Source organism: Mycobacterium sp. NGS22, assembly GCF_059813095.1.
The window spans coordinates 1-11,412 of the sequence record NZ_JCALDY010000057.1; the positions used below are offsets into that span (position 1 = coordinate 1).

The 11,412-nt window shown below is 66.2% G+C and carries 10 protein-coding genes and 1 pseudogene; 6 read left to right on the top strand and 5 right to left on the bottom strand.

The annotated features are described in order from the left end of the window. Positions 1-142: 142 nt before the first annotated feature. A complete protein-coding gene (locus AC5Y47_RS25545; protein WP_499947045.1) occupies positions 143-571 on the top strand; it encodes a CHAP domain-containing protein in 429 nt (142 codons plus the stop codon). A 54-nt stretch (positions 572-625) separates the two neighbouring features. On the opposite strand, the gene AC5Y47_RS25550 is transcribed toward AC5Y47_RS25545, so the two are convergent. Then, the gene (locus AC5Y47_RS25550) at positions 626-1,075 is read right to left on the bottom strand and encodes a PE family protein (RefSeq protein WP_499947046.1); all 450 of its coding nucleotides are present in this window, start codon (positions 1,073-1,075) and stop codon (positions 626-628) included. Between the two features lie 209 nt (positions 1,076-1,284). Here AC5Y47_RS25550 and lipY point away from each other — a divergent pair, with 209 nt between their 5' ends. The 4 genes and pseudogenes from lipY (at position 1,285) to AC5Y47_RS25570 (ending at position 5,876) form a co-directional block, all read left to right on the top strand. Further along, positions 1,285-2,619 (top strand): triacylglycerol lipase LipY, encoded by a 1,335-nt coding sequence (lipY, locus tag AC5Y47_RS25555; RefSeq protein WP_499947047.1) that lies wholly within the window; start codon positions 1,285-1,287, stop codon positions 2,617-2,619. 21 nt (positions 2,620-2,640) lie between these two features. After that, positions 2,641-3,357 (top strand): annotated as a pseudogene (locus AC5Y47_RS25560) (N-acetylglucosamine kinase); the annotation flags it as partial. A 108-nt stretch (positions 3,358-3,465) separates the two neighbouring features. Continuing rightward, positions 3,466-4,344, top strand: a complete 879-nt coding sequence (murQ, locus tag AC5Y47_RS25565) for an N-acetylmuramic acid 6-phosphate etherase (RefSeq protein ID WP_499947053.1) — start codon at positions 3,466-3,468, stop codon at positions 4,342-4,344. Beyond that, on the top strand, positions 4,344-5,876 hold the full coding sequence (locus AC5Y47_RS25570; RefSeq protein WP_499947054.1) for a serine hydrolase domain-containing protein: 1,533 nt from the start codon (positions 4,344-4,346) through the stop codon (positions 5,874-5,876). Before murQ ends, AC5Y47_RS25570 begins: the two co-directional genes overlap by 1 nt. On the opposite strand, the gene AC5Y47_RS25575 is transcribed toward AC5Y47_RS25570, so the two are convergent. From AC5Y47_RS25575 to AC5Y47_RS25590, 4 genes are all read right to left on the bottom strand, one after another. Then, positions 5,873-6,613: a M15 family metallopeptidase gene (locus AC5Y47_RS25575; protein ID WP_499947048.1), complete on the bottom strand. Its 741-nt coding sequence runs from the start codon at positions 6,611-6,613 to the stop codon at positions 5,873-5,875. The two genes, AC5Y47_RS25570 and AC5Y47_RS25575, sit on opposite strands and share 4 nt — an antisense overlap. A gap of 82 nt (positions 6,614-6,695) precedes the next feature. Further along, positions 6,696-7,925, bottom strand: a complete 1,230-nt coding sequence (locus tag AC5Y47_RS25580) for an amidohydrolase family protein (protein ID WP_499947049.1) — start codon at positions 7,923-7,925, stop codon at positions 6,696-6,698. A gap of 173 nt (positions 7,926-8,098) precedes the next feature. After that, positions 8,099-9,874: a serine/threonine-protein kinase gene (locus tag AC5Y47_RS25585; RefSeq protein ID WP_499947050.1), complete on the bottom strand. Its 1,776-nt coding sequence runs from the start codon at positions 9,872-9,874 to the stop codon at positions 8,099-8,101. Between the two features lie 47 nt (positions 9,875-9,921). After that, positions 9,922-10,779 carry a phytanoyl-CoA dioxygenase family protein gene (locus tag AC5Y47_RS25590; RefSeq protein ID WP_499947051.1) on the bottom strand — a complete coding sequence of 286 codons (858 nt, stop codon included), beginning with the start codon at positions 10,777-10,779 and terminating at the stop codon, positions 9,922-9,924. Positions 10,780-11,005: 226 nt separating this feature from the next. On the opposite strand from AC5Y47_RS25590, the gene AC5Y47_RS25595 reads away from it, so the two are divergent. Next, positions 11,006-11,412: hypothetical protein (locus AC5Y47_RS25595; protein ID WP_499947052.1), on the top strand; the 407-nt coding region annotated here is incomplete at its 3' end.

An 11,412-nucleotide genomic window follows, 5' to 3' on the forward strand; every position in this document is an offset into this window, starting at 1 on the left:
GGCGTCGTGAAACGAAAGTCCGCCCCGCAGCGATAGCAGGCATATGTCCTGAACAATGTCAGGCGGGCGGTGGATGAAAACCAGGAGATGCGCGGCGGCCGTCGCCGTCAGCAGTGCGCTCTTGCTGGGGACCCCGATGCCTATGGCGGTCAACGCCGACACCGTCACGATCCGGACCAAGGGCGCCACCACCGACCACAACCCCCTGGCCGGGTGGGAGGGTTACTGCACCTGGGGCACTCAGGAACAGATCCACGTCCACACCGGCTACTACGTCCGAGCCCTGACCGGGAACGCCGAGATCTGGTCGGATCAGGCGCGGGCGGCGGGCTGGACGGTGGTCGGCGAAGCACAACCCCGCTCGATCGCGGTCTACAGCAGCTCGCTGGTCGGGGGGGTCGGGCACGTCGCGTGGGTCGACGCCGTCGACGGCGACGACGTCACCGTCACCGAGATGAACTTCGGTTACGGAGCCTCGGCGGCCAACGGCTGGCGCACCTCGGGCTTCGGTCAGTTCGACACCCGCATCGTCAAAGCTGTGGCCGGGCTGACCTACATCTTGATCCCGTGAAGTGTGGATACGGGTAGCGAATCGGCCGACACGGTGCACCAGCTCTGGTAGCCACTAGCCCAAAGCGGTGCTCAAGAACGTCACGGCCCAGTAAGTGGCCAACAGCGTGGACAGGGTCCCCAGCAAAGCAACGACGATAAACGGCGACAGGACCACCGCACCCAACTGCACCAGGGTCACCAGGGCGTTGTCCTCGGCCGGGGCGGCGGCCGCCGGAGACAACAGCTCGGCGTTGGCCGCCTCCGCGTTTGCGTAGGCGTTCGCGGTTCCGGTCAAAGTCTGAGTGAACTGGTCGTGGAACGCCGCCGCTTCCTCGGCCAGTTTCTGGAAGTCCTGGCCGTGGAAGGCGAATATGTCGGCGATCGCAGCCGACACCTCGTCGCCACCGGCTGTGGCGATGTTGGTTGTCGGCGCCGCCGCCTGCAGATGGGCGAACCTCATATCGGAGCCCAAGACGTCTAGATCGCGTGCTGCGGTGATCAGATTTTCTGGCGCAACCTGCATTTTCGGCAGCCTACTCAGCACGGCGGAAGGCAGGGGCGTTTTGGCGCGATCCCGCCCGCATCGGACTATTTCTCCCAAGCTGCTACGGGATTTCTGGTGAGGGGCATAAGCTCCGATTACTCGGCGATCGGTATTGGGGCGGGCAACCGGCGTTGCCCCGAGGCGGTGGGAGCGGCGCGTTGTCTTCTGTTGTTGTATTGCCTGAAATCATGTCGGCCGCGGCCACGGACGTGGCTTCGCTGGGCTCGGTCGTCGCTAGGGCGAACCAGGGTGTAGCGAGCGCCACCACCGGGGTGCTGGCCGCTGCCGAGGACGAGGTGTCGGCGCTTATCGCCGCGTGGTTCTCCGAGCATGGCCAGGGCTACCAGGCGTTCAGCGCGCGAGTCGCGGTCTTCCACGACGAATTCGTCCAGGCCCTCAACAGTGCCGCAACGTCATACGCCAGCGCTGAGGCTGCCGGCGCCTCATTGTTGGAAGCCGCCGAGCTCGTTCAGCAGTTCCCGGCGGGCGTCGTCAGCGAATTCGAACGCATCGGCAACCTGATCTTCACGACGATCTTCGGTGCGCCGGCTGCTCCGCCCATTCCGGCGAACCAGACCGGTGGGTTCACCGGTACACCATCGTTGATCACCCGATTCGAAGAAGCGCTGCTGTACCCGGTGAAGCCGCTGTTGAATTTGTCCGGACTCGAAACGTACATCGCAACCCCGGGCAACCCACTCCTGCAACTGGTGGCCAGCGACATCCCGCCGCTGTCGTGGTTCATCGGCAACTCCCCGCCACCGTTCTTGAATTTGCTGCTGGGCGAAACGGTCTCGTATTCCACATCCAACGGGATGAGCATCGTGCAGATCACGCCGGCTAACCCGACCGGAGAGTACGTGGTCGCCGTGCACGGCGGCGCCTTCATTTTCCCGCCGTCGTTCCTGCATTGGATCCACTATTCGGTGATGTCCTACCAAACCGGTGCGACCGTCCAGGTGCCGATTTATCCGCTGATCCAGGAGGGCGGTACCGCCGGCCTGGTGGTACCGCAGATGGCGAATTTCATCTCCAGTCAAGTCGCTCTGCATGGTCCGTCGAATGTCAGCGTCATCGGTGACTCCGCGGGAGGCAACCTGGCGCTGGCGGCTGTGCAGAACATCGCGAACCTGGCGAACCGTCCGGGATCGATGGTTTTGCTGTCGCCGTGGCTGGACCTGTCGATGACCAATCCCAACATCGGATTCGTACAAGATCCACTGCTGCCGGTAGGACTTGCCCAGCAGTTCGGCAAGCAATGGGCGGGCGGTCTTTCGGTCACCAATGCCATGGTGAGTCCGCTGTACGGGCCGATGACCAACTTGCCGCAGACGACGGTCTACACAGGCAATCTCGACATCCTGTCGCCCGACGCCCTGGTCCTCAAGCAACTTGCCGCGGCCGCAAATGCCCCCATGAGCTTCGTCTTGGCCAACGGTCAAATCCACGACTGGCTGATTCTCACCCTGGATGGCCCACAATATTGGGCGCAGATAAACCGGGAGCTGGGTATCGCGGCCTGATCGCGAGCTACCTTAAGGCCGATGATTCTGTCCGTAGACCTCGGCAAGACGTCGTGTCGGGCCGCCGCAGGCGGCCGCAGGGTTCAGGGGGCGGGCGCGCCGGGGCTCGCGGCACCCGGCGGGGTACGCGCCGCCCAGGCAGCGATCCTGGCGGTCGCACGTCATTTCGGGCGGGTCGAGGAAGTGATCGTCGGCGCGGCGGGGGCACTGACGGCACCCGACGCGGCCCGCGCACTCGGTGAGGCGCTGCTGAGTTCGCTGCAAGCACAACAGGTTTCGGTAACCAGCGACAGTGTGATCGCGCATGCCGGCGCGCTGGACGGTAAGCCGGGTGTCGTGCTGATCGCCGGCACCGGAGTCGTGGCACTCGCGATCGGCGCCGACGGCACGCTGCGGACCGCCGACGGGTGGGGCCCGTTATTGGGCGACGAGGGCGGCGGCGCGTGGATCGGTTCAGCCGGGCTGCGTGCGGCCCTGCGCGCGCACGACGGCCGCGGCCCGTCCACCGCGCTTCTCGATGCCGCTGAAGCCCGCTTCGGCCCGCCGAGAACGTGGCCGGCGCAACTTACCGATCCCGCCGCGCTCGCGTCGTTTGCGCCCAATGTACTTGTCGCCCACGATGACACCGTGGCATTGGGCATAGTCAGCACCGCCGCCGAGGCGCTCGCCGCGACCGCCCGCGCACTCGGCGACGGTCCGGTGGCCATCGTCGGCGGCCTGGCCGGAAATCGAGCGCTGTGCGAAAAGATCGACTGCGTTGCGCCCGTCGCCGATGCGCTCGACGGCACGTTGCGCCTGGCAGAGATACACGAACCGCACGTGATCCGCGTGCACGCGGCCGCCGCCGTGAACCGGATCGACGCGCTGGGCACCGAAGCGGTGCGGCCGGAGCTGCACGACCTCGACACGCGGCCGATCGGTGAGATCGTCGGGCTGCTCGTCACCGCCGAAGGGGAGGCGCACACGGCGGTGATGGCCGCACTGCCGCAGATCACCGCGGCGGCCGAGGCGATCGCCGCCCGCCTCGACCAAGGTGGCCGCCTCGTCTACGCCGGCGCCGGCACGCCCGGTCGGCTCGGCGTGCTCGACGCGGCCGAGTGCGGGCCCACCTTCAGCACCGACCTGGTGCGCGGTGTCATCGCGGGCGGCCCGGCAGCGCTCACCCGGGCGATCGACGGCGCCGAAGACACCTTCGACCCGGCAGATCTCGCCGACCTGACCGCGGCCGACGCGCTGGTCGGCATCACCGCGTCGGGCCGCACACCGTATGTGGTTGCGGCACTTGATCATGCGCGTGCGGTGGGCGCTCTCACCGTGGCGGTCGTCAACAACGCCCGCAGCGAAGCGAGCGCTGATATCGTCATCGAACTGTTGACCGGACCCGAGGTGCTCGCCGGCTCCACCCGGTTGACCGCGGGAACATCCCAGAAGGTCGTGCTCAACGCGTTGTCGACGAGCGTGATGATCGCGCTCGGCAAGGCTTACGGGCCGCGGATGGTCGACGTGCGCGCGACCAACGCCAAACTGCGCCGCCGCACGGTGCGCATCGTCCGCGACGCGGCAGGCGTCGGCGAGGAAGCCGCGACCGCCGCGTTGGCGGCGGCGGGCGGTCACGCCAAGACCGCGATCGTCGCCCTGCTGGCAAGCGTGGACGCCGCAGAGGCCGCGGTGCGACTGGAGCGGGTAAGGGGTCATGTGCGGGACGCCCTGGCGGGAGCTTCATGATGAAAAGAGGCCCGAAAAAGGGTGCAGCCGTTGCAGCGGTTGTCGTTACACTCCTTGCCGGTTGCTCGCAAAGCCACTCTGCGCGCCCGTCCGGTAACAACGACCAGCCATCGCCGGCGCCCATTGTCGCCCAAACATGTTACAGCCCAACGGTTCCCGGCCTACCCGAGGTGTCGGCCGCGGCCCCGGACTTCGCCGCCGTCTCCAAGCGGATCAACGATGCCATTGCGGCAGAGAAACTTCCAGGTGCGGTGCTGGTCGTCGGGCACGGCGGCGACATCGTCTTCCACCAGGCTTACGGCTCGCGGCGGCTGGCGAGCGAACCCGGATTGGATGGCTTGCCTGCGCCCGCGGAACCGATGACCGAGGACACCATCTTCGACATGGCGTCTTTGACGAAGGTCATGGCGACGGCAACCGCCATCATGCAGCTCTACGAGCAAGGCGCGGTCCGGTTCGACGACCCCGTGCAGCAGTACCTGCCCGACTTCAACACGGCTAACGATCCGCGGCGGGCGATGGTGACCGTTCGCATGTTGCTGACGCATACCTCCGGCGAGACTGGCGACGTCGAACTGAAAGATCCGTGGGGCCTGGAGCGGGCCGACAAAGCCGAAGGCATCCGTCGCGCGCTCACGACGCCGCTCGAGTCGGGTCCGGGTGAGGTTTTCCGGTACTCCGACATCAATTTCCTTCTGCTTGGCGCGTTGCTCGAGAAACTCACCGGTCAGGCCGAAGACGTCTACGTCCAGGAACATGTCTTCGCGCCGCTCGGCATGCAGGAAACTCGATACCTGCCCCCGGCCAAGGCATCTGGCCCGCACACGATGAGAGGCGTGGCGATTGGTTGGGCGCCCGCGTCCAAAGGCGTGCCGGTGGCCTGCCCTGCGGGTACGTGGAGCACCGATCTGTTGCCGCGTATCGCCCCGACAGCACGCGACGAGGAAAACCGAAACGATCCGAGCCAGAACCCCGATTTCAACTACTTGCTTCGGGGCACGGTGCATGACATGACGACGCGCAGAATGGGCGGAGTCGCCGGTCATGCCGGTGTGTTCGCCACGGCACGCGATGTCAGCATTTTTGCCCAAGCGCTGTTGGACCGCCTGGCCGGCCGCCCGAGCCAATTCCCGTTGTCTCAAGCAACTTTGGAAATGATGACGACTCCCCAGCAGCCCGGCCATACGGAAGGCCAACTCGACGCGGCCAACGCCGCCGCCCGGGACGCCATCGCCAAGAAACTGAATACCTGGAATCCGTTGTTCGCTGCGCGGTATCCGGCGATCGCGGGTCAAAACCTGCGCGGGTTTGGCTGGGATATCGATACCGGCCTGTCCGGGGCGCGCGGGATGGTCTTTCCCATCGGTAGCTTCGGCCACACCGGCTTCACCGGGACCTCGATCTGGATCGACCCTGTCTCCGACACCTACGTCGTGCTGCTGGCGAACTCAATTCACACCCGGGGGAGCCCACCGATGTCGGATCTGCGTGGTGAGGTGGCGACGTTGACGGCGCGGGCGCTGGGTCTCTAAACCCGCTCGAAGTGTTGGTAGTCGGGAGTCCGCCAGTAGCCGCCCCATTGCCAGCCACGGTCTGTGAACGCACGCTCGGCCGGATCGCCAGCGTGTATGAGCCCCGGGTCGGTGCGGCTGCGGTCCAGGTAGGCCGCCGCGTTCTCCGGTTCGAAATATCCGGTGATGTACAGGCACGGGTTGATCAGCGTGTTGATGTCGATCGCCCGGCCGTAGGCGTGCGGAGACCATTCCTCGCTGCCCGGAATTCGTCGGCAATTGAACGCCGAGGTGTTGTTGTCCTCCATGGACAGCTCGTCGTTGGCGTCCGGGTACTTCTCGACGGTGCGGATCTTCTCCACCGGATAGCCAAGTCGCAGAAGCTGTTCGAAGATTGCGATGACGTCGGGCACCAGCTCCTCGTGCACGATGAGGTCGCCGCGGTGCGTCTGGCCGTCGAAACCGAGGTAGGCGACGTCGACCCGACGCAGCTGCTCCGGTGTGACGGGGCACTCCGGTCGCCACGTGGTGCCCAACTCGGCGGCGGTGACGGGCCGCACGGTCGCTTGGGCGGGTGGTGTTCCGGTTGACGACGGGGCCGGCGACGGAACACTCGACGAACCCGAACCGGGCGCCGCCGACGTCACAGACGGCGATGGCCTGGTCGCTTGCGGAGAGGGCTCGGCGGCGCACTGCACCAGCAGGACAACCGTTGCGAGCACCTGTGCCGATAGCGCGGCCCGCCGCTTGAAGGACATCAAGCCAAATGATTCCTCATCGCGATCGGGATGTGGCGGGCGCACTGGCTTGCACCGGCACGCCCGCCTGCGCTTGGCGAGGTCAGGTCAGGACGAGCGCGGGCACGTCCGGCTTGTGGACGATCTCGTTGGGGACCTTGAACAGGTCAACCATGTTGCCGCCCATCACCTTTCGCACCGCCTCCGCATCGAGACCCTGCGCTTCGAGGTCGTCGACCAGGTTGATCGGGTCGGAGAGCCCCTCCGGATGCGGCCAGTCCGAACCGAACATGATGCGGTCGACGCCGCACAGGTCGGCCATCTTCTTGAAGTCGTCCTCCCAGAACGGCGCGACGTACACGCAGCGCTTGAACGCCTGGATCGGGTCTTCGAGGAACTCTTGCGGCATCTTCGAGTAGACGCTTTCGAATTGGTAGAAGAGGTAGGGCACCCACGACGCGCCGTTCTCCACCGACAGCACACGCAGATCGGGATTGCGGGTCAGCGCACCGTGGCACACCAGAGCTGCCATGGTGTCCTCGATGGGCCGCTTGCCCATCGCGACCATCCGGAACGCGGTCGGCTTGAACGGCTTATATTCGTCGCCGGGCTCCCAGTCGTTGAGGTACTCGGCGTAACCGCTGTCCGAGGCGTGCATCGACACCGGGATGCCGGCCTTCACACAGGCGTCCCAGAACGGGTCGAACTCCGGCAGACCCAGGGAACGGGTGCCGCGGTAGCCGGGCACCGGCGCGGGCCGGACCAGGACGGTCTTGGCGCCGCGCTCCAGACACCAGTCGAGTTCCTCCAGGGCGCGGTCGACGTTGGCCAGGTTGATGACCGGGGTGGAGAAGATTCGGTCCTCGTAGTTGAACTGCCAGGTCTCATACATCCACTGGTTCAGGCCGTGGATGATGTCCAGGATCAGATCCGGGTCGTCCTTGAGGCGTTCCTCGACGAGGGACGCCAGCGTCGGAAACATCAGCGTGTAGTCCAAGCCGAGACCGTCGAGAACCTCCAGACGTGCCTCGGGATTGCGGAAAGCGGGGATGGCCTTCATCGGCTTGCCCATCACCTCACGGAAGCTCTTGCCACCGCTGCCGTGCCGGAAGTACTCCTCCTGGGCGCCTGGACGCGCCACGATCTCGAAGGTCGGGTTGGGGATGTAGTCGCTGACGACGTTGCGAACCATGATCTTGGTGCGCCCGCGGACGTCGATGTAGTCGATGACGCCTTTGCGGTGCTCGGGCAGGAATTGGGTCAGCGCTTCCTTGGGCTCGTAGAAGTGATTGTCGGCGTCGAACACCGGGAAGGCGAGGTCGCGGGACGGCATCTTTGGCTCCTGAAAAGTCTTGATTTCCGCAGAGCGGTAACGGGACTGGCTCTGGTAATGACATTACCACCTTGCCGGGGGATGTGACACCGGAATGTGGGTGCGCCGCAGTCGCGTGGGTGGCACCGTCGCTACCCGCCGGCAAACTCGGGTCCGGCGGCGTGAGAATACCGTTACCGCGCCTGCAGGGTGATCTCGGATATCGCCGCCCGGCTTTCGCCGTTGGTGGTGCCCAGGGTGGAGATCCACACCAGCACATTGGCGGTCTTGGTCCGGTCGGTGACCGGGATTCGGTTGTGGCCCGGTTGCAGCGATGTGGGCGGGGTCAACTCGACGGTATCGGCCAGCTTGGTCGGATTGTCGGTCGCTGACGAGCGGATCTGCACCTGTGTTCCGGTGCTCGACACGTCGACCGTCACGGCGCTGAGCGCGGTCGGTGCGGACAGGTGCAGCAGCAGTCCCATTCCCTTGATGAATCTGGGGAACGGGACGGCGTCCTGATACGTGACCGTCGACCATGCGGTGTTTGGGTTGCCGTCGATCGCCAGTCCGGCATCCTGCGGATTGTCGGGTGCGCCGTCGGGCGCGAACACCGTTGCGCTCACCGGCTTGATGACCGGTCCGGGGCGAGTCGTCGAGCCCGAAGTCCGGATATAGAGCACGGCGGCCGCCACGATCGCGACGACGACCGCAGCCGCCGCGAGGATCCAAAACGTGCGCCGGCGCGGGGTTTTCTCTCGCGGCGGCTTGTCGGGGGTCTTGGGCCGCCGGCGCCGCGCGGGTGCCGCGGCGGAGAGGTTGACGACCTTGTCGGCGTCGAGAGTGTTGCCGTCCCAAGCGCCGCTGACTTCGACCTCGTCGCCGTCGGCGAGCCGTCCCAGCACCAGGTCGGTTTGGATCTCGACTGGAACAGGGGCTGCCCGGTCGCCCAGGGGCTCGTCGGTGACCACCTGAAACGTCAGGATCCCGACTTGGTCTTGGGCGCCGACCGCGGTTCGCTGCACTTGGCGGGCAGCTCCGTGGATGACGACCCGCTCCAGACGCTGGGTCGACGGCCGTTCGGCGGCGTCGAGGTCAGTCCGCGACGGCGGCAAAGGCGCGACCGCGTCGCGTCCGGAGCTCTGCGTCAGCGCCTGGGCGAACTCGGCGCAACTCGGGTAGCGCACTTCGGGGTCTTTCGCCAGGGCGCGCATGAGCACGGTGTCGAGATGCGTCAGTTCGTGTCGGCGCAATGAGATGGGGGGTGGCGGCGAATTGAGGTGGTGGCTGATGACGACGGCGCGATTGGTGTCGACGAACGGCGGTGCCCCGGTGAGCAGGTGGAAGGTCGTGGCCGCCAGCGCATACTGATCCACCCGGCCGTCCAGCGGCTTGTTCAGCAATTGTTCAGGCGCGACGTAACTGATGGTGCCCATCGTGACGTTGGCGTCGGTGAGGTTGCTGACGTCGTCGATGCGACGGGCGATGCCGAAGTCGGTCAGCAGTACCCTGCGCCGCGGACCTTCGGAGGTGGCGACCAGGATGTTCTCCGGCTTGACATCCCGGTGCAGCAGGCGGCGCTCGTGACCGAAATCGAGGGCGTCCGCCACCGCCGTGACGATTTCGCCCACCTCGTGTTCTGGCATGCCGCTCGGGTAGCGCTCCCGAACCAGTCGACCCGCGTCGGTGCCTTCGACGTATTCCATCGAGATCCACAGGCGGCCGTCGAATTCGCCGCGGTCGAGGACGCCGACGATGTGTGGGTGCCACAGCGTCGCCGCCAGATCCGCTTCGCGGATGAACCTCGCGCGAAATTCCACGTCGGCCGTCGCCGGCAACGACAGGATCTTCAGCGCGTCATAACGGGGCAGGCGTGGATGCTGGGCGAGGTAGACCTCACCCATGCCGCCGGAGCCCAGCAAGCGCTGGATCACGTAACCAGCGAAGACGTCCCCGGGGTTGAACGGCATGTCCGAGAGCCTACAAACCGGCGCGGTCAGGTTGCGAATGCTGCTGTCTAGGGGTCCGGGCCTAACAGTCTGAGCGGATGCAGCCCGTCGACCGCGCCGACGAACGGTGGGTGGATGCTGTAGCCGAGCATCCGGCGGATGTCGTCGGAGACCGTTCGGGCGATGTCACGCGATACCGACAAGCTGAAGGCCTCCATAGGCCGCAACCACGGCTCGCAGTACTGGGCGGTGACCGCAAGACGGTTAGCGGACGTGGTGTTGGCGCCGCCGCCGTGCCACAGGGTCCCCACGAAGAAGACACACGAGCCGGCCGGCATGACGACCGGAATCGCCCGATCATCCGGACCCGGCCGGCGCTTACCCCAGTGGTGGCTGCCCGGTACCACGACAGTGGCGCCATTGTCGGCGGTGAAGTCGTCGATCGCCCAGATCGTCGCCGCCGCGAGCGGGGCCCGCGGCCGCGGCACCGGATAGAACCCGTCGTCGTGGTGCAGCAATTGGGCGGCCTCTCCCGGCTGAATGTTGATGGCCTGCAACGCCGAAAGCAGGTAGTTGGGCATCAACAGCCGATCGAGCACCGCCAGTACCCGTGGGTGGTCGACCAGCCGATCGCACCCGCGGGTCCTGCTCAGCACGCTGTAGATCCGCTGGGTGCGACGGCCTTCGAACGAGTTGCGTCCGGTGTGTCCCAGCCATGGGCGCACGACGTCGCGGATTCGCCGGCACTCCTCGGTGCTGAGCAGGTTCTCCCAGATGACGTAGCCGTCGCGCTCGAGCGCGGCCATGTCGGCCTCGACGACCGCACTGTCGACGGAGCCGCCGCTGGTCGGTGTCCACTTATAACGCTGCGCCAGATCGCCGCGAAGGTCCTCCAACGTGGTGTCGGACTCGTTGTCGATGTTCATGCTCAGTCCTACGTGTCGGCGCAGGGATCGTCTTTCCGGTGACCAGAATAGGCGTCACGCCTTCGCTTTCGGCCCGTGACAAACGTGCGTCCGGCGTCGATGATGAGACGATCGCCGAATTCGAGGGGAAGCGCATTACGGGGAGGCCGGGGGCGTCCCCGTCGCGCCCTGCTCAAGCGCCGCCGCTTGCGGCCCCGCCACCTGCACCGGGTTGCGCATGAGTGAGATGGAAGAAGTGAACCTGCGCGCCAAGAAGCGTGCAGCGGAAGCCAGGGAGCGCGCCGAGGAGCTACGACTGCGCTACCGGCAGCTGGTAGTCAATCCGGGCGCGACGGCAGAGCAGGTGCAGCACGCGCGTCGCGCCGCACTCGCGGCGGTGAATCACGCCGCCGAGGCCCGGCAACACCTTCTCGAACAACTCGATCGATCGGGGGCGATTCACCAGTTGGCTGCGCACGCCCACGACCAAGCCGCTCTCGTCGCTCATCGCGAGGCCGAGGAGATGTCGCACACGAATGCGGCCGAACGGCATCGCGGGGCCGCCCAACGCTACCGCGCCCTGGCGGCTCAGATGAGGCAGCAATCTCTCGGGCCCGTGGAAACCATCCCCTCCCGCCGACAGCAGCCGGCCCA

Bases quoted from the DNA above. Each gene is read 5' to 3' on its own strand.
- AC5Y47_RS25545 (WP_499947045.1), top strand. From the start codon at position 143: ATGGCGGTCAACGCCGACACCGTCACGATCCGGACCAAGGGCGCCACC.
- AC5Y47_RS25550 (WP_499947046.1), bottom strand. From the start codon at position 1,075: ATGCAGGTTGCGCCAGAAAATCTGATCACCGCAGCACGCGATCTAGAC.
- lipY (WP_499947047.1), top strand. From the start codon at position 1,285: ATGTCGGCCGCGGCCACGGACGTGGCTTCGCTGGGCTCGGTCGTCGCT.
- AC5Y47_RS25570 (WP_499947054.1), top strand. From the start codon at position 4,344: ATGAAAAGAGGCCCGAAAAAGGGTGCAGCCGTTGCAGCGGTTGTCGTT.
- AC5Y47_RS25575 (WP_499947048.1), bottom strand. From the start codon at position 6,613: ATGTCCTTCAAGCGGCGGGCCGCGCTATCGGCACAGGTGCTCGCAACG.
- AC5Y47_RS25580 (WP_499947049.1), bottom strand. From the start codon at position 7,925: ATGCCGTCCCGCGACCTCGCCTTCCCGGTGTTCGACGCCGACAATCAC.
- AC5Y47_RS25585 (WP_499947050.1), bottom strand. From the start codon at position 9,874: ATGCCGTTCAACCCCGGGGACGTCTTCGCTGGTTACGTGATCCAGCGC.
- AC5Y47_RS25590 (WP_499947051.1), bottom strand. From the start codon at position 10,779: ATGAACATCGACAACGAGTCCGACACCACGTTGGAGGACCTTCGCGGC.